Origin of the sequence: Streptacidiphilus sp. MAP5-3 (assembly GCF_041262505.1) — a bacterium.
Classification (GTDB): Bacteria; Actinomycetota; Actinomycetes; order Streptomycetales; family Streptomycetaceae; genus Streptacidiphilus.
In genome coordinates, this window is the sequence record NZ_JBGCCL010000009.1 from 16,575 (window position 1) to 35,713 (window position 19,139).

Genomic DNA, 19,139 nt, shown 5'->3' on the forward strand with positions numbered 1-19,139 from the left:
GCGGCGGGGATTCGGCGAGGCGCTCCATGAGGCGTCCGGTCCGGCCATCTCCGTCGCCTGGCAGCTGACCCCGGTCCGGGCGTTCCGACTGCCCCTGCGCGAGCTGGCCCGCGAGACATACGCACCCGCGTCAGCCGAAGCCGTCGTCGCCGCGAGCGTCGTGACGCTGCGCCGCAGCCTGGCCTCCGGCTCCCGGCCACAGCTCGCGGAACTACCCTCCGGGTCCGAGGACTTCGGCCCACTGGAGGACATCGATCCGGCCCTCAACCGCCTTGCCCGCGCCCTGTCGGCAGCCGGCTGAAGCCGGATCACTCACGCCCGCACAGGAACGCCCGGAACCTTGGGCCCCTGGACGTGGTCCTCGTACAGGTGGCGGTTGTACGCCTCACGCTGCGGCGAACCCGTCAGCAGGTCGTCCGTCTTCACACACTGACATTGGACTCCCTCCTCCTCCGTGCGCCGCTGTCGCCTAAGATCAGTCGCTTCTGCGATGGCATGCCGAGCGGCAATGTCCTGCTCCGAGCGGGACCACGCAGTCGATGCTTGGGGAGGCAGGCCGTGAACGCGGTACGCAGGGTTGCCACACGAGATCGTCTGGCAGGCGTCGCCCGTGCGGCTCTTGGCACCGAGCATCGCCTCGAGGGCGTCTCCCGGCTCCGAGGCGGCAGCAAGAAGGGCGTGTACCGCCTCACCCTCGACAATGACTCCACTGCCATCGTCTACGTCTGGGACGACGCCGAGAACTACTGGCCCACCATGCGGGCCGACCAGGCCGACAACCATGCGGACCCGTTCTCGCCCGCCTCCGGCATCGAGCTCTTCGAAGCCGCGCACCGGCAACTGGACACGTTGGGAATCCGCACGCCCCGCATCCTCCTGGCTGACCGAAGCCGGAGCCGCTACCCGGCAGACATCGCGGTGGTCGAGGACGTACCGGGCGAGAACCTCGAAACTCTGCTCCGCCAAGACCCGCGCAGGCTGGAAACAACGATGACGCGGCTCGCTGAGGCACTCGGTGCGATGCAGCGGCACCAGGGCCCGCGCTTCGGGAAAGTCGCCCTGATCGACAAGGGCGGCACCTCCGAGGGCAGCTCATGCGAGCAGGTCGTCCTCGACCGTGCGCTCAATGACCTGGCCGAAGCCGCTTCTCGCGACCCGCGGATCACGCGCTCTCGCACCCACCTTGAGAGCGTAGTTCGCGCACTGGCCGCCGCCGTGCGCCCGCGCTCGCAGCACGGGCTCATCCACGGGGAACTCGGACCGGACCACGTGCTGGTGGACCGGGACGGGCAACCGGTCCTCATCGACATCGAGGGGCTGATGTTCTTCGACGTCGAGTGGGAGCACGCGTTCCTGCGACTGCGTTTCGGTGAGCACTACCAGTGGCTGGACCGCAGTGACCTCGACCAACAGCGCCTGACGTTCTACACGCTGGCGATGCGTCTGTCCCTCGTCGCCGGGCCACTGCGGCTCCTCGACGGCGACTTCCCCGACCGCGCCTTCATGAGGGGCATCGTGGAGCACAACCTCCAAGAGGCGCTCGCCTTCCTGTCCCCAGACAACCGCTGACCTCCTGAACTGCCACCGATGGCCGCCACCACGCCGAAGCACACGCCGCGGCGGCCATCGACGGCAGCGTTCAAGATCTTCGACTTCGCCCTGCATCACCGGGGCCAGGATTTGAGCCGCCAGCGCGGGGCTGCCGGCGCAGGCGCGTCGTCGAGCCCGGCCCGACGGATGACGACGTCACTCACGGCCACACTCCCGCAGGCCGATCTGCCGGGAATGAAACCGCATCACGAGCGCGCGGTCACCCCTTGGCATTGATCATCTAGTCGGTGGTGGTGAAGTCGCCCAGGTCGTCCAGGTACCGCTGGATCGCCGGGCTGTCGGTGGCGATCTCGGCGAGTGGTTCGCCGACGATCCGGGAGGCCAGCTCGGTGGAGAGGTCTGCGACGGCGACGCGCAGCGACGCTTCGACGAGCGCGCGGTCGGCGGCGAACTCGGCCTCGGCGGCGGCGATCATGCGGGCGCGTTCCTGTAGGGCCTGTTGCCGGGCCTCGTCGATCAGCAGGGCGCCCTGCTCCTTCGCCTCCTGGACGATCCGCGCGGCCTCGCGCCGGGCCCCGCTCAGCTGGAGGCGGTACTCCTCCAGCGTGGCGGCGGCCTCCTGGCGGGCGTTCCCGGCGCGGTCCATGCCGCCCTCGATCGCGTCCGCGCGCTCGTCCAGTACGCGCCGGGCGCGGGGGAGCAGGACGCGTCCCAGGACTCCGTAGATCGTGAAAAAGCAGATCAGGGCGATGACAAGTTCGGCCTTGCTCGGATTCAGTGGGCCCATGTGATCAACCTAGCTGTGCGGCACTGACGTTGACCATGGGTGCACACGAAGTTCTCCAGCTGGAGATGACTGAGCCTCAAGTCCTGGGAGCAGACGGGAGTTTGGGCGTAAGTCAGGTCAGCGGGTTCTGCCCCGCCCAAGGGCCGAGGGGGACCGAGGCGGTGCTGCGTCCGGAGGGGGCGAGCAGGTGGCCCATGCGCTTGACCGCGCGCAGCGCGAGCGCGCGGTCGGTGACGCGGACGGCGGGGTGACGGGCGACCAGCTCGGACTCGATGCGGTGCACCTCCTCGATCGAGCGGAGCCAGAAGGTGGCCAGCAGGTTGTCCGGTCCGGCGAGCGTGGCGACGAACCGGACGCTGGTCAGGGCGGTCAGTGAGCGCGCCGTCGCGGCGAGGTCGGACGCCGGGACCTGGGCGTGCAGCGACAGGGTGACCGGCCGTCCGAATAGCGGGGCGGCGATGTCGCAGCGCAGGGCGGCCTCCTCGGTGGCGAGGAGGCGCTCGACCCGGCGGCGGGCGGTGGCCGCGCTGGTTCCTGTCGTCCCTGCCAGCCGATCCCACGGCTGACGTCCGTCCGCGCCGAGCGCGGTGAGCAACCGCAGGTCCAGTTCGGAGAGCTGACGGGCTGTCGGGCGCTCCGACGACCTTGTCGTCCGCGGATGTGCCGCGTCGGCCAGTGCGGAGCTCGCGCGTGGCTCGAGGGCGTCCAGACGCCAGCGGCTGGCCTCGGTGACGACATGGGTGGCCACCGCGACCGACGCCTGCGTGACGCCGGGGAGCTTCTCGACGCGTGCGAGCAGGTACTGCGTGAACGCGGCCAGGTCCGCGGTGATGACCTCGACGAAGAGGTCGAAGCTGCCTGCGGTGAGCTCGATGGTCACCGCCTCGGGGTCCTGTGCGAGGCGGGCGGCGACCGCTTCGCGGTGACCGGCCGCGCAGCGCAGCCGGACGAAGGCGGTGAACGCGGCGCAGCGCGCGCCGGGGACCGCAGTGACCCAGGCGATCCCCTCTTCGTGCAGCCGCTGCCAGCGGCGCGACGCGGTCACGGTCGTGCAGTCGAGGACGTCGGCGAGGTCCGTCCAGGTGGCCCGGGGCTGGACCTGGAGCGCATGGACCAGCGCCAGCTCGTCCTCGCTGATCGCGCTGCTGCTGGCGCTGCTGCTGGCGCTGCTGCTGGCGCTGTTGATCGCGTCGACGGTGCTTGATTCGTTCACTGGAATACGCCCTGGTGAAGGATTCCTGTCATCTGGATCCCTATTGTGCCCGGCTTCGCATCATCGATCCCACCGGATCCGGCAGAGCGCGCCGAGGGATGCCGCGGAAATGCCGAGGAACGCCGAGGAATAGGGAGTGCGGATGGGACTGCTGGACGACGCGCGGGAGATGGCGCCGGAGCTGGTCGCGCTGCGCCGCGCCGTGCACCGGGAGCCGGAGGTGGGGCTGCACCTGCCCCGCACGCAGGAGCGGATCCTGGCAGGTCTGCAGGGTGTGCCCGGCACGGTGACGACCGGGCGCGCCCTGTCCTCGGTGACCGCCGTGCTGCGCGGCAGCCGCCCCGGCCCGACCGTGCTGCTGCGCGCGGACATGGACGCGCTGCCGCTGACCGAGCAGGCGGACGTCCCCTACCGCTCGCGCGACGACTCGGCCATGCACGCCTGCGGGCACGACCTGCACACGGCGATGCTCGTCGGCGCCGCGCACCTGCTCGCCGCCCGGGCGGACCGGCTGGCCGGAAAGGTGGTGCTGATGTTCCAGCCGGGGGAGGAGGGCCAGGACGGGGCACGGCTGATGCTCGACGAGGGCGTGTTGGAGGCGGGTCAGCAGGCAGACGGCACGGAGGGCAGTCTGCCGACGGCCGCCTACGCGCTGCACGTCAGCTCGCGTCACTGGGCGCGGGGCCGCTTCGCCACCCGGCCGGGGGCGGTGATGGCGGCCTCGGACCGGCTCGTCGTCACTGTCCACGGGACCGGCGGCCACGGCTCCGCCCCGCACCACGCGCGCAACCCCATCCCCGCCGCCTGCGCGATGGTCGGGGAGCTGTCGGGCGCCGTGGTGCGGGCCGTCGACCCGATGGAGCCGGTCACCTTCAGTGTCGGGGCGATCCACGCGGGCACGGCGGCCAACATCATCCCCGAGAGCGCCTCCTTCGAGGCCACCGTCCGCACCTTCAGCCGCGACGCCGGGGCCCAACTCGCCGCCGCTGTCACCGCGTTGTGCCGGGGTGTGGCGGAGGCCCACGGTGTGGCGGCGGAGGTGCGCTATCTCCGCGAGTACCCGCCGACCATCGCCACGGCCGCCGAGTCCGCGTTCGCCGCCGACGTCGCCCGCGAGCTGTTCGGCGAGGAGCGGTACGAGGAGATGCGCCAACCCCTCACCGCCTCCGAGGACTTCTCCCGCGTCCTCGCCCGCGTCCCCGGCACGGTCGTCCAGCTCGGCGCGACGCCGGAGGGACAGGACCACCGGACCGCTCCCGGAAACCACTCGCCGCACGTCGTCTTCGACGACGCCCTCGTCGCCGACGGCGCGGCCCTCTACGCCGGGCTGGCGCTGCAACGCCTGGCCCGGGCACAACCCCCCGTCCGCTGCACCTCGTGACGTTCCCTGCACGGCCACCGACGGCACCCCCACCCCCTCGCCGTCCTGACGGAAGGCTGGTTCCCACCGATGAGCGACACTTCCCGCAGATCGTCTGAAACGCGCAGAGCCCCTGCCATCGAGCAGCACGCGATCGACTACGTGCCGCCGGACGAGCGGCACGGCAAGCCCTGGCACCTGTTCACCCTCTGGTTCGCCGGCAATGTGCAGATCACCGGCCTGGTCAACGGCGCGCTGGCCGTCACCGTCGGGCTCGACCTGCCGTGGGCGATCGCCGCCATCCTGATCGGCAACCTGGTGGGCGGTCTCTTCATGGCCTACCACTCCGTGCAGGGGCCGCGGTTGGGCATCCCGCAGATGATCCAGTCCCGGGCCCAGTTCGGCTTCTACGGCGCGGTCGTGCCGGTCGCGATCGTGGTGGTGATGTACTTCGGCTTCTCGCTGGAGGGCAGCGTCGTCAACGGGCACGCGGTGGCCGACTGGCTCCATCTCCCTTACGCCGCAGGCGTGATCACCACCAACCTGGCCACCCTGGTGGTCGCGGTGGTCGGTTACAAGCTGATCCACGCGGTCAGCAAGTACCTGTCCGTGGTGTCGGGCGTGGTCTTCCTGGCCCTCTTCGTCCAACTGGCGCGGCACCTTCCGGCGCACTACCACGGCACCTCGGTCAACGTCGGGACGGTGCTGCTGGCGATCTCCATCTTCGCCTCCTGGCAGATCACCTGGGCCCCCTACGTCTCGGACTACTCGCGCTACCTGCCCGAGGACACCCCGCCGAAGGCGACGTTCTGGTGGACCTACCTGGGCGCGGCGGTCGGCGGTTCGTGGGTCATGGTGATCGGCGCGTTCGCGGCCGTGGTCGGCGGCAACGCGCTCGGCAACGACTCCATCGGGTTCCTGGCGCACCAGTTCCCGGCCGTCTCCTGGCTGTTGGTCGCCGCGCTGATCCTGGGCGGCGTGCCCGGCTCCGCGCAGAGCCCGTACGGCGCGTTCCTGACCGTACTGACCGCGATCTCGCCCACCGGCCGCGTGGGCGCCGGCCCACGCGCCCGGATGCTGTTCGCGATCTGCTTCGTCTCGGTGACCACGGTCCTGGCGATCCTGGCCGACTCGCACACGATGGACCTGTTCCAGAACATCATCCTGATCCTGCTCTACCTGCTGGTGCCCTGGACCGCGATCAACCTGACGGACTACTACCTGGTCCGGCACGGCGACTACGACGTCGAGTCCTTCTTCCGGATCGACGGCCCCTACGGACGGGTCGACTGGGGCTCGGTGGTCATCTTCCTGGGCTGCATCGCGGTGGAGGTGCCGTTCGTCAACAGCCCCGTCTACGAGGGCCCGCTGGCCAAGGCCCTGGGCGGCGCGGACATCTCCTGGATCGTGGCCCTGATCCTCGGCTGCGCGGTCTACTACGCCTACGCCCTGCGCCGCGCCCGGCGCAGGGACGGTGAGCAGCGCGGCGACGTGCCGTCGGAGCACCCGGTGGTGACGCACTGACAGATCCTGCTGCCGGTACCGCCGTTGCGACGGATGGTGGGGCGAGATCCCCTGTGCAGGCGTGGATATGACGGGCTTTCATGCGCGCCGTCAGCTTGCCGTGAGGCGACGCGCGCGGGACTCCAGGTAGCGCTGTTCGGCGAGGCTGGCCGTGGCCTTTGCGGCGCGGCGGTAGTGGTCGTGGGCGGCGGTTGTGTCGCCCGAGCGTTCCAGGAGGTGGGCGCGGACCGAGAGGAGGCGGTGGTGGCCGGTCATACGGGCGTCGTCGTCCAGGGTGGCGAGCAGGTCGAGACCGGCCTGCGGGCCCTCGGTCTCGGCGAGGGCGATGGCGCGGTTGAGGGTGACCATCGGGTTGGGCGCGATCCGTTCGAGGATCAGGTAGAGGGCGTGGACCTGGGACCAGTCGGTCTCCGCGGCCGTGTCCGCGGCGGCGTGGGTGGCGGCGATGGCGGCCTGGAGTTGGTAGGGCCCGAGTGCCGGACCGGCGAGCGCGGACTTGACCAGGTCGGGGCCCTCGTTGATCAACCCGCGGTCCCACCGCGAGCGGTCCTGATCGGCCAGCGGGACGAGGTCGCCCGCGGCGGTCGTCCGGGCCTCGCGGCGGGCGTGGGTGAGCAGCATCAGCGCGAGCAGTCCGGTCACCTCGCCGTCCTCGGGCAGCTGCACGCGCACCGACCGGGCCAGCCGGATCGCCTCCTGGGCCAGGTCGGTGCGCTGCAGGTCTCGGCCGGAGGAGGCGGTGTAGCCCTCGTTGAAGATCAGGTAGAGGACGTGCAGGACGACCCGGAGCCGCTCCTCGCGCTCGGAGCCTTCCGGGCCCTCCGGCAGGGTGAACGAGGCGCCCGCCGCCTTGATGCGCTGCTTGGCGCGGCTGATCCGGGCGGCCATGGTCGTCTCCGGGACCAGGAACGCGCGGGCGATCTGGGCCGTGGTCAGGCCGCCGACCGCGCGCAGGGTCAGTGCCGTCTGCGACGCGGGCGTCAGCGTGGGATGGCAGCAGAGGAAGAGCAGGACGAGGGTGTCGTCGGTGTCCGGCACGTCCTCCGGCACCGCCTCGGTGGCGTTCGCCGACTCCCGTTCGCGGCGCGCGTGGTCGCTGCGGAGCTGGTCGATGAAGCGTCGGGAGGCCACGGTGAGCAGCCAGCCGCGCGGGTTGTCCGGCACGCCCTGCTCCGGCCACTGGAGGGCGGCGGCGAGGACGGCCTCCTGCACCGCGTCCTCGCAGTCCTCGAAACCGCCGTGGCGGCGCACCAGCGCGCCGAGGACCTGCGGCGTCAGTTCACGCAGCAGGTCCTTGACGGTGCTCCCCCGGCGCTCCGGGTGTTCAGCGGCTTCGCTCATGCCTCCAATTGTCCGTCGGAGAACATGACCTGCCGGACCTCGACACCCAGACCCTGGATCGCGGCGTCCGGGATCTGCGCGGCCAACTCGACCGCGCGCTCCTTGTTCTCGCAGTCGACCAGGTAGAAGCCGCCCAGGAACTCCTTCGACTCCAGGAACGGCCCGTCGGTCACCACCGGCTGGTCGTTCCGGACGGTCACCACCGCGGCCTGCGACGGGTCGACCAGCGCCTGCGTGGTGATCAGCTCACCGGACTGCTTCAGCGCCTCGATGAACCGGCCGTGGCCGGCACCGATGGCCGCCTTCTCGTCGTCGGTCAGCGCATCCAGCACGGCGGGGTTGATGTGCAGGCTGATCAGGAACTTCATCAGGTGCTCCCTGTGGGTTCGCGGGTCCCGTTCGGGCCCTCTCGACCAGTGGTCGGAGCCGACGCCCGCGTCTTGACATCGCTCGACGGAACTTTCGCCACTTTTCCACGTCCGGGCCGCTCTGGCCCGCTCCGGCGCGCTCCGGCGAGCCGGTGGCGCGGGTCGGCCGGGCCGGCGCCGGACTGCTCGTCGACCACCTCACCCGCGCGGGGGCGGCGGCAGCCGCGGACCGCGCCGGTACGGAGAACCCGGCCCGGCTCGCGGCCGACACGGTCCTGCTCGACCCCTACCACGCAGGCGACCGGAACCGCTTCCTCGCGGCCCTGCGCCGCGCGCTGGACCTGGAGTGCGCCGTCGTCTTCGATCGCGCAGGACGACGGCGGCTGGTCACGCGACGGCGGCGGTGGGGTGACGGAGGTTCAGCGCCCGCCGACGCCGTGGTTCCTGCGGCGGCCGGACCAGACCGGCTCGACCTGCTCCCACTCGTCGCCCCAGCTGCGGAAGTCGCGGCGGTCCACCCGACGCCGCGCCACCCAGGTGCCCGTCAGCACCAGACCCGCGCCCGCGCTCATGGTGGCCACCCCGACCAGGAGGGTGAGCAGCGCCAGGTCGGCCGGGCCCGCAGGGGGCGTGACGGGTGAGCCGGATGCGTCCACCCAGACCTCGACGGCCGTCCCGGCGGCGCGCCCGCGCGGGACACTCGCAGCCCCGGTGTGCCGGACGCCGGGCGGGTCCTGCCAGCCCACCGGGGTGGTGACGTAGGCGACGACACCACCGCGCAGTGCGGTCTGCTTGAGCGGCACCGCGGCGACCAGGGTAGTCGCCCGCACCTCGTGCCCGCCGACGCGCTCGCGTGCGGCGGCGGCGGCGTCACCGGCCCAGGTCGTGGCACCGGCCGCGACGGCGCCGAGCGCGGCCAGCGCCAGCAGGCAGGACCGCAGACGACGCAGTCGGCGTCGGACCCGATCGGTGAGCCGCAGCAGCGGGTTGAGCTCCCGCACGGCCTCGTCCGCCGCCTGATCGGCGCGACGGCGCGCCGCCGCTGCCAGCACTCGGCCGAGCAACGCGGCGCCGAGAAGCACGGCCAGCGGGAGCAGGTCCGGCCCGGGACGACCGCCCAACTGCGCATGGCGGTGCACGAAGAAGCCGTCGAGGAAGCACCAGTTGGTCCCGGCCACCAACGGCACCGCCGCGAACGGTCCGGCAGCCGCGCATGCCGCCGCCAGCGCCGCGAAGACCGTCAGCATGGCCGTCGGATCGCCGCTCCCACCGGCCGACGCGCCCAGCAGACCGACACAGGCTGCGGCGAGGAAGCTCACTCCCCAGGCCGCCGGGGTCTCCAGCATGCGTTGACGCCGACGTCGGCGTCCGGCCCGGGCGCGCCCACTGCTCATGATGTATCCCTCCGGACCGTACTCTCGCGCCTGCCGCGACGCCTCGGAGCAGCCCATGACGATGCTCTGACGTCGCGGCGGGGGATCGATGCGTTTCCTTAGCGACATGCGGAGCGCGCCGCGCAAAGCGCGCGTACGGGTTTCTGGGCCGAACGGATACATCGGCGTCAAAACGCTCGACGGCGGACGCGTGGGGGCGCTGAGCTGTGCGCCGTGGCACTTCTGTCGCGTCTTCCGACTCCGGTCCGGCCCTCGGCCGCCGAGTCGTGGTTCGAGCGTTGGTTCGTCCCGGAGATCCCGGGGCCATCGGTACTCGCTGAGCACGTACTGACCACCGGCTGCGGTGACTGGCGGGTCGACGACCTGCGCTCGCCCCGGGTGGTCCTGGTCCGCGCGGGTGGACAGCGCCTGCTGCGCGGCGACCCGGACCGGATGCCGGAGGCATGGTTCCCGCTGCTTGCGCGTGGACAGGTCAGCGTTCCGGCGCGCTTCCTGCCGGTGCTGGGACAGCGTTTCGCCTCGGTGACGCCGTGGCGGCGGAGGGTGCTGGTGCAGTGGCGGCCCGGCCTGCCGCATCCGCGGCCCGGCTCGGCGTACACGCTGCGCGCGCTCGGCCCCGCCGATCAGGCCGAGCTCGCCGGGGCGCACCCGGCGCTGCACTGGATCTGGGAGACCTGGGGTTCGCCCGCCGCGCTCACGCGCAGTGGTGCGGCCCGGGGTGCCTTCCTCGGCGCGGATCTGGTCGCGCTGGCCTGCACCTACCTGCGCGGACGGCACCACGAGGACGTCGCCGTCGCGACCGCTCCCGACCACCGACGCCGAGGCCTGGCCGCCGCGCTCGCCGCGCAGCTCGCGTCCGAGATCCGGGGCAGGGGCCGGGACGCGACCTGGACCGCGCCGACCTCCAACTCCGCCAGCCTGGCCGTGGCCGCCGCCCTCGGCTTCCAGCCGCAGCGGACCGAGACGGCGTACTGGCTCGGCGCGCTCGCAGGTGACGCCCGGAACACGGAGGAAGTCGTGAGTCAGGGCTTGCGCGCCACCAGCACGTAGCCGTCCTGGGAGACGAGGGTGGTTTCCGCGTCCGGCTCCGGACGCCACCCGCCCGGGGTGACGATGCCGGGCTCGACGAGGTCCAGCCCCTGCGCCAGGACGGCGACCTCGTCGCGGCTGCGCGGGTGGATGCCGACGCCGCCGCTGCGGTAGGTCGAGCCCGCCCGGCCCACCTGGTTCGGGCTGGCGTCGGCGGTCGCGTGGCTCAGGACCAGCCAGCTGCCGGACGGGAGCGCGTCCAGCAGCGTGCGCACGATAGCCCGCGGGTCGTCCTCGTCGGCGAGGAAGTGGACCACCGCGCTGAGGACCAGCGCCACCGGACGGGTGAGGTCGAGTGCCGCGTCCGGTCCGGCCAGGCAGCGGTGGGCGAGGATCTCCTTCGGGCCGCGCAGGTCGGCGGCGAGGAAGTCGATCCGGCCCTCGGGCGTGCTGGTGAGCAGGGCGCGGGTGTGCGCGTGCACGATCGGGTCGTTGTCGATGGAGACGATCCGTGCCGCCGGGTTCACCCGCTGCACGATCTCGTGGACGTTCGGGCTGGTCGGGATGCCCGCGCCGATGTCCAGGAACTGGTCGACGCCCTCACGGGCCAGGAACTCGACGGCGCGGCCGAGGAAGGAGCGTCCCGCCCGGACGACGTCACTGACGCCGGGGAAGCCTTCCAGCGCCTTGGCCGCGACCTCCCGGTCGGGGGCGAAGTTGGTCTTGCCACCCAACAGGTACTCGTACATCCGGGCCGACTGCGGCCGGTCGGTGTGCAGGTCGACGCGCTCGACGGGTTCCTGCTGCACCGCGGTGCTCATCCAGCCGCTCGGGCTCCAGTGGTCCACGCTCCGGCTGTCCGCGCTCGGGCTGTCCACGGCCCGGTGCCCCCTCCGCCGATCAAGGTCAACGGGGAGCACTTTAGCGGCACTTGGCCGGCCTGCGGCCGTGCCGTCTGCTGTGCCTTCTGCCGTCGCGCTCAGGGCACCTCCGCGTCCTCGGCTTCCTCGCTCTCCTCGGGAGGCTCGCCCAGCGCGGGATCGGGACGCTCCTGCGCCAGCCGCGCGTCGAGGCTCTCGCCGGACCGGCCCTCGCCGACCGTCACCCCGTCCCGCAGCGACCCGAGCGGGCGCCCGCGCGGCACGTAGCCCTCCTCCAGCGGGTTCTCCCCGCCGACCAGGGTGTCCTCCGGGTCCAGGAGCCCCTCGAAGTCCGGCGGCTCGTCCCCGTCGGGCCGGTAGACCTCGTCGCCCCAGCTTTCACTCACGGCTCGCTCCTTCCGGGTCCCGAGGACTCCATTGTGATCCCGAAGGTGGGCGGAGTGCCGAGCAATGTTCCGCCGGTCGGCGCTACGCGAAGCTCGCCGGGCGATGACTACACGAAGATGTTGTCGTGCTTGAGCAGGAACTCCATCCGCTCCTGCTCGGACATCGGCGGGCGGTTCTGCGCGGCGCGCTCCACCAGCATCTCGAAGTACTCCTCACGCGGCGCGCCCGGCGAGAACATCAGCAGCATCGACGCCTCCTCGCCCGACTCGTTGCGGAACGCGTGGATGCCGCCCTCGGGCACGTAGAGGAAGTCCCCGGCCGTGGCGTCGATCCACTTCTCGCCGTTGAAGAGCCGGACCGTGCCGGAGAGGATGAAGAACGACTCGGAGATGGTCCGGTGGATGTGCGGGGCCGGACCGCTCGGCGACTCGCCGAAGTCCCAGCGGTAGAGGCCGAACTTGCCCTCGGTGAGCGAGCCCTTGGCCAGGTAGCTGACCTGGTTGCCGTTCGGATAGGTCAGCTCGGGGGTCTCCGCGCCGGAGCGGTGCACGGCGGACACCTCCCCCTCGCCGGTGTACCGGATGGGCGGATAGGGGCTTATGGCGTTGAGTTCGGCGTCGTTCGGCAGGGACATCGTGCAGCCCTTCTGGGAGGCGCAGGACGGATCGGTCGTTCACGAGCGAAAGCGAAAGGAACTGTACCGACGCGTTCAGATGAACTCAACGGTTCACTTCTGCCGCGGCTAGCCTGAAACCGCCCGAAACTGCCTGAAGCGGCAGAGGGCGAAGGAAGGGGTGAGCGATGCCGGCGGGTGACCGGGCCGAGCGCAAGCGCGCGGCGATCGTGCGGGCCGCCGCGGACGTCTTCGTACGCGAGGGCTACGGCGCCGGGGTGGACCGGATCGCCGCCGAGGCGGGCGTCTCGAAGGTGACCGTCTACAACCACTTCGGCAGCAAGGAAACCTTGTTCGTCGAGGTGGTGACCGGGGCGCTCGACGATGCCCTCAGTGCCGCCGTCGCGGGCGCCGAGGCCAGGCTGGCCGCGTCGGCGGACCTGCGTGAGGCGCTGGTCCTCGCGTCGCGTGAGTGGGTCGTGGGGGTGACCGCGCCGAACGTGGTCGGTCTGCGTCGGCTCGTCGCCGACGAGGTGCGCACCTTTCCCGAGCTCGGCGCGGCCTGGCGGCGCAGTGGCCCGGACCGTGCCCACCCCGCCCTGGCCGCCGCGTTCCGACGGCTGGCCGACGAGGGCCGCCTGGAGATGCCCGACCCCGGACTGGCGGTGACGCAGCTCCTCGCGCTGGTGCTCTACCCGCACCTGGTGCAGGGCGCCTGCGGCGACGAGATCAGCGCGACGACCACCGAGGACCTGATCCGCAGCGGCGTGGAGATGTTCCTGGCGTACTACCGGTACCGCGAACCGGGGGCGGGCACTCGGCCCACCCCCGGTCCGGGGTGAAACACCTGTCAGCGATCAGTCCGATCAGTGCGATCAGTCTGATCCGGCGTCAGTGCAGGATCGCGTGCGAGATGGCGCAGGAGTTGGTGTCGTTGGACCAGCTGGCCTGCTCGGCGAAGGTGCCGAAGGAGCCGAACTTGACGTTCGCCGCGCCACCCGCCGTGCCGGGGGAGAGCCAGGCGCACTCGTCGGAGTTCTCCTCGCCGTTGTAGGAGCTGCCCGTGTTGTTGGTCCAGCCGCCCGCCGGGTTCTTGTCGGACATCATCTCGTGCCACTCGTGGCCGAGGGTCATGGTGTACCCGTCCAGCGTGCCGGGGGAGTTGATGAAGCCGACACCGCAGCTGGCGCCGAGGTCCATGTTGTAGGGCTGGTTGGAGAACGCGATGTCGCCGTAGGGCGAGGACACCGGTCCGCCGGTCAGGCTGGTGTCGCCGTTGTAGTCGTGCCAGGCGCAGTACCCGGTGCTCGGGTTCTGGTAGCCGTCCGGGTCGGTGCCGTGGGGCGACAGGATGACGTAGTAGGTGTCGCGGTTGGCGGCGGCCGTCTTGTTGCCGAAGTGGGCCGCGGCGGCGACCGCCTCCACGCCGAGCTGGTGGCCGGTCGCGTTGGTCGGCTCGGCCTTGGAGTTGTCGTACCAGACGCCGGCCAGCACGCCACCGGTCTGGTAGGGGATGAACGCGGCGTTGCTCGGGCAGCTGGTGGCCCCAGCCTTGACGTTCGGGCCGTCACACCACTGGGTCAGGTCGGCCGACCACTTCTCGCCGTTGGTGCCGATGCCCTTGAACATCTGCTGCGCGGCGGACGCGGCCTTGTCGGGGTCCTTGGAGAAGGCGGCGTCACCGTTGGAGGCGGTGGTCTTGGTGCCCCACTGGGTTCCGTAGAAGACCAGGTAGACCTTGGCGTGGCCGCTCAGCACGCCGATGCCGTCGACCCCGCCGCCGTAGGACAGCGTCTCGGGGCCGGTGGTGGCGGCGGGGTGGGCCTTCGCCCAGGCGTTCATGTTGGCGGTCTCGGTGCGCGTGGCTATCACACCGTGCCGGTAGGCGTGGCCGGCCTGCGGGTTGTACGGGTTCGCCATCGGCGCCGGGTGCGCGCTGCTCGCCGCCACCGCCGTCGTGGACTGCGCCGCGACCAGCGCACCGGCGGTGATCAGGGTCAACGAAGCGACCCCGGTGACGATCTTGCGGCGCGAGCCGCGCTTGTCGGAGAGACCCATGGGAGTCCGATCCTCTCTTCGCTCGCCAAAAGGCGTGTCGGGAACGGTGCGTGGGGAAGTGTCCGGAGTGTGAACGACCGGTGCACCACTGGTCGTGGTGGTAGCGAACCAGACGTGTTCGTGTCAGGTCAATCCCCCGGAGGTAACACGTAACACGGGGCCTGGGCGCCGAGGGCCCGCGCAGGGGGGTGCGGCCGTGATCGGCCGACGGAATTCCCCTCGGGGCGGCATTCGACGGGGTGATGATGTCCCGTCAGGCTCTGCACTATGTCAGCGCATGCGCCCGGGCCGAACTGGCTGTTTCCGAAGCCTGCCCGGAACATCTGACGACGCGAAGGGCGAAAACCAAACCGGATTAATGCGTTCCAGGTCTGGAATCGCACCGTGAAATGTAACGCGGATTCCGTGCCGGATCCGCGCGCGGTCAGATCCGGTTGCGCGACTGCAGGCGCAGTGCGCGAAGAGCGACCTCAATACCGAATCGCTCGTCGGGATCGCTGAGGCGCGGACCGAAAATCCGCTCCAGAACGCGCAGCCGATAACGGATCGTCTGCGGGTGGACGCCGAGTTCCTCGGCCATCTGCGGTGCGGTGTCGCGGGTGGACAGCCAGCTGCGCAACGTGTCGCTGAGGCGCGAGCGCTGAGTGGGCGTCAGACTCTCGAGCGGGCGCAGGTAGCGCTTGCCGAACTGCCGCAGCAGCGGCGGGTCGCCCAGCAGCCAGAGTTGCAGCAGGTGGTCCTCGCAGAAGACCACGGGCAGGTCGGTGAGGACGCCGGTCTCGGAGAGCGCCAGCGCCTGCCGCGCCCAGCGCAGCGAGTCCGGCGCCTCGCTGAGCGTCGTGGTCAGACCGACGGCGGCCCGGCAGCCGGTCAGCGCCAGGCTGAGCGAGATCCGGCGCATGTCGTCGAGGTGGCCGGGGACGAGCAGGTGCGGCTCGGGATCGGCCAGATCGGCGAGTATCTCGCCGTCCAGCTCGGAGCGCTTGGGCCGGCTGCCCGGATGCAGGGCCACCATGGTCACTTCCTCGGGAAGCGTCCAGTTCGCTTGCTGCGCAAGTTCCTTGAGCGTCGCCCGGCTCATCGGGGCACCGGCCAGGATGCGGCGCAGCAGGCGGCGTCTGCGGTTGTCGGGCTCCTCGCCGAGCTCGACCAGGGCCTGGCGGTAGCCCTCGCGGGAGAGTTCGGCGATCTCGCCCATATAGGCGAAGAGCGCGTCCGCGAAGGTCATCAGCAGCGCGGCGGACAGGTTGTAGCGGCGGCCGACCACGCGGACCCGGCGCAGCGCGACCTGGCAGGCGATCCGGTAAGCCTCCAACAGCCGGTCCAGATTGCGGCCTTCGTAGGCCTCGAAGCGGCCGAACTGCCGGCAGATCTCGTCCCGGCTCGGCATCGTTCCGGTGGTGCGTTGTGGCGGCAGGCCGACCTGTTCGACGAAGGCGACGACGTTCTGCTCGATGCCGCGCCGGATCACCCGGGCGCCCTGACCGTCCAGCAGGTCGGCGTACTCCGGTATGGCGCCGACGATCTCCTCCAGCATCTCCTTGAGTAGGCTGGGGAGTTCGGGACGCATGATGGTGGTGAGCTCGCGCGGGATCGCGCTGAGCGCGGAGACGCGTGGAGCGGAGTGCTGACCCGGCGCCGTCATGCCTCTCCCTCGCGTGGGCAGGGGCGTGCCGCAGTTCCGCCGCGCCGGTTGGGGTGGGGCGGGAGCAGGCGGAACGCCGGTGACTTCGTTGGCTACTGAAACATAGACCACCGTGTGTGTGCGGCGCAGCACCTCGGAACCCGGAAGTTCGTGTGGAGCGAGGCTTACTGGCCGGTCATGCTCACTTACCGACAAATTCTGTGGCGGCCCTCCTGCCGCCGGGCACAAGAACGGGGCCGCGGGGCGAGCTGGCTGAGCAGATCTCGGCGCAGACGGTTGCGGTGGCGGTTACCCGTGCGTAGCGTCACTCGGCACGAGGAATCGCCCGACGAATTCGGCGGGAGAATCCGGGAATTGGTCCGCGGCCGTCCCACCCAGCGGCGGCGCATGAATTCGTTCACCTTTTCCGTATGCTCGGAAGGGAAGAGATCGTGTACAGAATCACCAAGGGGACCGTCGTTGCAGCAGCCGTGGCGGCGGCCGTCGTCGGTCTGGGGACGACCGAGGCGAGCGCGGCCGGCACCTACACGGTGACCGGGGGCGGCAGCTTCACCGGCACGTCGACCGACACGCTGCTGACGGACACCACCACGGGCACTGTGCTGACCTGTACGACCGCATCGGCGAGCGGCAGCGCGACCAACGGCACCGGCCTGTCCGGCACCGACATCGCCACCGTCAGCGGCGCGACGTTCAGCAGCTGCACCGGACCGGCGGGGATCACCTTCACCGTCAGCGCGAGCAACCTGCCGTGGGCCTTCAATGCCACCAGCTACGCGAGCGGGGTCACCACCGGCACGCTGACGGGCGTCGAGGCCAGCATCTCCGGGGCCTGCAACGCAACGTTCGGCGGCACCACCAGCGGCGGACCGGCCACCCTCACCGGGTCCTACAACAACTCCACCCACACGCTGAGCATCACCGGCGGCACCCTCATCGCCGAGAACGTCAGCGGTCTCTGCCTGGGCCTGATCAACAACGGCGACTCCAACACCTTCACCGGCGACTACGCACTCTCGCCGGCCACGCTGCAGGTCACCTCGCCGTGATCACCACCGCACGACGCAGGTCGTGACAAACGCCGGTGACGGCGCTTGTCACCCGATGACAAGGGACGGGACGCGGGGGACGTCGCGCGGAGTCTCCTGATCCCTTCCCTTGTCGCGGGGTGCGCGCGGGACATAGTGTCCCGCGCCACCGAGCTGATCACCTGTCATCGACCAAGTCACGGACCATGTCATCAGCCAGGGCGTCGGAGAGGGAGGCGGCATGCGAGGGCGACCGGGACGCGGGAGCGGTCGGAGGATGCTGCGCCTCTCGGGAGTTGCCGCGGCGGCGCTCGTCGCCGGACTCGTGCCCAGTATGAATTCCTCCGCCGGATCCGCGAATTACGTGACTTCCTTGCGTTATTCGTGTCGCTTTCCGACGGGGGTTGTTCCGGTCACCGCCGTTGTCCGGCCGCAATTTCCGGAGCCGGGACATCCGGGTTCTGCGGTGCAACCGGACAGCGTCGACGTCGAGTTGACGCTGCCCCGGTCGGCGGTCGCACCGGGGAGCGGTGCCGCTGTGGTGGCTGTCGACGCGGACCTCGCGGTGAGCGTGGTCCAGGGGAGCGGCAGCAGCCAGATGCAGTGGAGCGGGCTGACCGGCCCGGCCGCGAACGTCGGTGCGGGAAGCAGCGATGTGACGCTCGGGCTGTCCGGGCGTCCGCCCACGGTGACCGCAGGGGAAGGCGGCACCGTGCTGTTCACTGCGGGGACCCTCAGCCTCGACGTGACCAGTGTGCCCGCATCGACCTCGGCCGGCACGGCGGCAACACCCGCCAGTGCACCGGCTCCCGCTGCCTCGATGCTGCCTGCCCCGGCCACGGTGTCGCCGTCGACTGCTGCTGCGACACCTTCGATGTCGGCAAGCGCCGCGACGAGCGCATCGGCCTCACCGTCCGGGACGCCCTCGGCGACGGTGTCGGCCCCGGCGTCTGCTCCGGGTTCGCCGCCCGCCTCGCCTCCTGCCTCGACACCACCGACCGGGCCGGTGACTACCCACGTGGTCTGCGCGCTCGACCCGGGCCAGCAGGGCATCCTCGGTTCCGTCCCCGTCGTCGGCGGGGGAGGCGGCCGGGCCGCGCAGCTGGTCGTGCCCGGGGTCGACTCCCACGTCAGCACCTGCCCGCCGCTGCCGACGGGGTCGCTGGACCCGCGACAGCTGCCGCCGGTGCCGCCGGGGGCGATAGTGAGGAGCTTCCCGGAGGTGCCGGAGTGCGCCTTCGCGGTGGGGTGGTCGAACATCGGCAAGCAGGGCGAGGCGACCGCCGTCAACGACCCCTACCAGCGCCCGGCGTTGGCGTCTCTCTCCACGGTCCGAGAGGTCCTGGTCCTGCCGAACAAGCCGAACCCCTACTTCGAGATCGACTCGCTCGGCAACCTGACCCTGCCTCCGTCTCAGACAACCTTCCTGACCTTCGGCTTCATGCCGACGTCGGCCACGCTCACCTTCCAGTCCGTCTCACCGCTGACTGTGGTCGCAACCGGGTGGGGGCCGGCGCTCAAGCAGGCCTCCAACACGACCATCAGCGGCTACCAGGAGATCAGCATCTCGAACGTGAAGGTCAACGGGGTGCCACTGGACGTCGGCCCCGACTGTCGGACCTCCGCACCGGTGCACCTGGAGCTGCACGGCCGGGCGGACAGTTACCTGTCCGGCGGTGGTGACGGTCTGCCCGACTACACCGTGACCGCCGGAGGCCCGCTGTACCAGACCGACCTCTACATCCCGCCGTTCACGGGATGCGCCTCCAACGGCCAGAACTACGACGCGCTGTTCACCGCGGCCGTCTCCGGCTCGGACAACTCGCTCTACTTCGAGCAGGGTCCGGCCTGCCTCCCCCTGTCCCACTACCAGTGCCTGCCGGAGATCGGCCTGCCGAACCTTCCCAGCATCAGCGCCAGCAGCACCGAGCTCGGCATCACGCCCAAGGCCAGGAGGTGA

18 protein-coding genes are annotated in these 19,139 nt (G+C 71.0%); 8 read left to right on the forward strand and 10 right to left on the reverse strand.

The genetic code is table 11. From position 1 onward, the window contains the following. The first annotated feature begins 558 nt into the window (after positions 1–558). A complete protein-coding gene (locus tag ABH928_RS15950) occupies positions 559–1,569 on the forward strand; it encodes a phosphotransferase family protein (protein ID WP_370066688.1) in 1,011 nt (336 codons plus the stop codon). An 18-nt stretch (positions 1,570–1,587) separates the two neighbouring features. After that, positions 1,588–1,827, forward strand: coding sequence for a hypothetical protein (locus ABH928_RS15955; protein ID WP_370066691.1), 240 nt, complete (start codon positions 1,588–1,590; stop codon positions 1,825–1,827). Between the two features lie 4 nt (positions 1,828–1,831). Here the strand turns inward: ABH928_RS15955 and atpF are convergent, their stop codons facing one another. Both atpF and ABH928_RS15965 read right to left on the reverse strand, forming a co-directional pair. Further along, positions 1,832–2,338, reverse strand: coding sequence for a F0F1 ATP synthase subunit B (atpF, locus tag ABH928_RS15960; protein WP_370066693.1), 507 nt, complete (start codon positions 2,336–2,338; stop codon positions 1,832–1,834). Between the two features lie 112 nt (positions 2,339–2,450). Further along, a complete protein-coding gene (locus ABH928_RS15965; protein WP_370066695.1) occupies positions 2,451–3,551 on the reverse strand; it encodes an Lrp/AsnC family transcriptional regulator in 1,101 nt (366 codons plus the stop codon). 142 nt (positions 3,552–3,693) lie between these two features. Between ABH928_RS15965 and ABH928_RS15970 the strand changes: the two genes are divergently transcribed. Then, positions 3,694–4,932: a M20 family metallopeptidase gene (locus ABH928_RS15970; RefSeq protein WP_370066697.1), complete on the forward strand. Its 1,239-nt coding sequence runs from the start codon at positions 3,694–3,696 to the stop codon at positions 4,930–4,932. A 69-nt stretch (positions 4,933–5,001) separates the two neighbouring features. Then, complete coding sequence (locus ABH928_RS15975) at positions 5,002–6,435, forward strand: cytosine permease (RefSeq protein WP_370066699.1); 1,434 nt, start codon at positions 5,002–5,004, stop codon at positions 6,433–6,435. A gap of 90 nt (positions 6,436–6,525) precedes the next feature. On the opposite strand, the gene ABH928_RS15980 is transcribed toward ABH928_RS15975, so the two are convergent. From ABH928_RS15980 to ABH928_RS15990, 3 genes are all read right to left on the reverse strand, one after another. Next, positions 6,526–7,776, reverse strand: a complete 1,251-nt coding sequence (locus tag ABH928_RS15980) for an RNA polymerase sigma factor (protein WP_370066701.1) — start codon at positions 7,774–7,776, stop codon at positions 6,526–6,528. Beyond that, on the reverse strand, positions 7,773–8,144 hold the full coding sequence (locus ABH928_RS15985) for a YciI family protein (RefSeq protein WP_370066703.1): 372 nt from the start codon (positions 8,142–8,144) through the stop codon (positions 7,773–7,775). The genes ABH928_RS15980 and ABH928_RS15985 overlap by 4 nt, the downstream gene beginning before the upstream one ends. A gap of 419 nt (positions 8,145–8,563) precedes the next feature. Beyond that, positions 8,564–9,538 carry a hypothetical protein gene (locus tag ABH928_RS15990; RefSeq protein ID WP_370066705.1) on the reverse strand — a complete coding sequence of 325 codons (975 nt, stop codon included), beginning with the start codon at positions 9,536–9,538 and terminating at the stop codon, positions 8,564–8,566. A 213-nt stretch (positions 9,539–9,751) separates the two neighbouring features. Between ABH928_RS15990 and ABH928_RS15995 the strand changes: the two genes are divergently transcribed. After that, a complete protein-coding gene (locus ABH928_RS15995; RefSeq protein ID WP_370066707.1) occupies positions 9,752–10,588 on the forward strand; it encodes a GNAT family N-acetyltransferase in 837 nt (278 codons plus the stop codon). Here ABH928_RS15995 and ABH928_RS16000 read toward each other — a convergent pair. From ABH928_RS16000 to ABH928_RS16010, 3 genes are all read right to left on the reverse strand, one after another. Beyond that, on the reverse strand, positions 10,561–11,445 hold the full coding sequence (locus ABH928_RS16000; RefSeq protein ID WP_370066709.1) for an SAM-dependent methyltransferase: 885 nt from the start codon (positions 11,443–11,445) through the stop codon (positions 10,561–10,563). The two genes, ABH928_RS15995 and ABH928_RS16000, sit on opposite strands and share 28 nt — an antisense overlap. Positions 11,446–11,546: 101 nt before the next feature. Continuing rightward, complete coding sequence (locus ABH928_RS16005) at positions 11,547–11,834, reverse strand: hypothetical protein (RefSeq protein ID WP_370066711.1); 288 nt, start codon at positions 11,832–11,834, stop codon at positions 11,547–11,549. Between the two features lie 107 nt (positions 11,835–11,941). After that, positions 11,942–12,469, reverse strand: a complete 528-nt coding sequence (locus ABH928_RS16010; RefSeq protein ID WP_370066713.1) for a cupin domain-containing protein — start codon at positions 12,467–12,469, stop codon at positions 11,942–11,944. A gap of 167 nt (positions 12,470–12,636) precedes the next feature. Here ABH928_RS16010 and ABH928_RS16015 point away from each other — a divergent pair, with 167 nt between their 5' ends. Then, the gene (locus tag ABH928_RS16015; protein ID WP_370066715.1) at positions 12,637–13,290 is read left to right on the forward strand and encodes a TetR/AcrR family transcriptional regulator; all 654 of its coding nucleotides are present in this window, start codon (positions 12,637–12,639) and stop codon (positions 13,288–13,290) included. Positions 13,291–13,339: 49 nt separating this feature from the next. Here the strand turns inward: ABH928_RS16015 and ABH928_RS16020 are convergent, their stop codons facing one another. Beyond that, on the reverse strand, positions 13,340–14,506 hold the full coding sequence (locus ABH928_RS16020; protein WP_370066717.1) for a hypothetical protein: 1,167 nt from the start codon (positions 14,504–14,506) through the stop codon (positions 13,340–13,342). Positions 14,507–14,930: 424 nt separating this feature from the next. Further along, the gene (locus ABH928_RS16025; RefSeq protein ID WP_370066719.1) at positions 14,931–16,151 is read right to left on the reverse strand and encodes a helix-turn-helix domain-containing protein; all 1,221 of its coding nucleotides are present in this window, start codon (positions 16,149–16,151) and stop codon (positions 14,931–14,933) included. Between the two features lie 431 nt (positions 16,152–16,582). Here ABH928_RS16025 and ABH928_RS16030 point away from each other — a divergent pair, with 431 nt between their 5' ends. After that, positions 16,583–17,200, forward strand: a complete 618-nt coding sequence (locus ABH928_RS16030; protein ID WP_370066721.1) for a hypothetical protein — start codon at positions 16,583–16,585, stop codon at positions 17,198–17,200. Positions 17,201–17,513: 313 nt separating this feature from the next. Beyond that, a complete protein-coding gene (locus tag ABH928_RS16035; RefSeq protein WP_370067111.1) occupies positions 17,514–19,139 on the forward strand; it encodes a DUF6801 domain-containing protein in 1,626 nt (541 codons plus the stop codon).